The 836-nt window shown below is 42.8% G+C and carries 2 protein-coding genes; both read right to left on the minus strand.

What is annotated here, in order from left to right; genetic code table 11:
• The coding region (locus A3763_RS24010; RefSeq protein ID WP_197483087.1) for a general secretion pathway protein GspK at window positions 1–536 on the minus strand (536 nt) is incomplete at its 3' end.
• On the minus strand, window positions 536–836 hold a 301-nt coding region (locus A3763_RS24015; protein WP_197483088.1), incomplete at its 5' end, for a type II secretion system protein GspJ. The genes A3763_RS24015 and A3763_RS24010, both read right to left, overlap by 1 nt.

The following is an 836-nucleotide window of genomic DNA, read 5'->3' on the forward strand; positions in this document are numbered from 1 at the left end:
TACTCGCCATCTTCCGCCCCATCAAAACCACTTGAGTCCTGATTTTCATCAAGCCAGTCAATAATTTGCTCAAGCTTTACCGTTTCGATCGCCAAACGATTAAATAAACGAGTGAAGCGTTCCTTCATTACAGGGATAACTTCCCCTGTCACACTGACTAGGTCATTTAGATTCAGCTTCCCTTGAACATCATTAAACTGTGACGAAACAATTGCACCTTCATAGGGTCTTGTTAAAGAGGACTCAAGAAAGGCTAGGTCATCATAGAATTCTTTTTCTACATCTTTATCATTATCCCAATCATCTTTTAGCCACCACTTTGCATATAACTCGGAGCCAATCGCGTATTGATACGCTTGAGACTGGGCAAATAAATTACCGGCCTGCTGAACAAAAATACTCTGTCTGTTGTACATACCGACAGACAGTATAGAAACTAATGCGAAAACAAAGATGACAATCATCAAGGCGACCCCGCCCTGTTTTTTAACTGAGCATGGGTACTGAATACCGTATGTTCTATATAGCAGAGGCATCAGTCTTTAGCCTTCTGGCCATCAAGACCGTTATCTGAAGATGCGCCGCCACTTAATTCAAGCTCTTTGCCGGAAAAATAGCTCCCTACCTCAAACAAGCGCTTCACCTTGCCGAAGCGTTTATGTGCTATTTCGATTTCAATTGCCTTGGGTAAGCTGTTGTTTGTTTGACGCGGGTCAGGTGAAGTGGTCTCGCTGTCAAGCGATTCAACAGGCCACTTACCCACCCATGCATCGCTCTCATTCAAAAAACGAAAATCAAGAGATTCAATATCGTTTAAGAGAGTCTTTCGAATGCTT

It is taken from the genome of Oleiphilus sp. HI0128 (assembly GCF_001635365.1).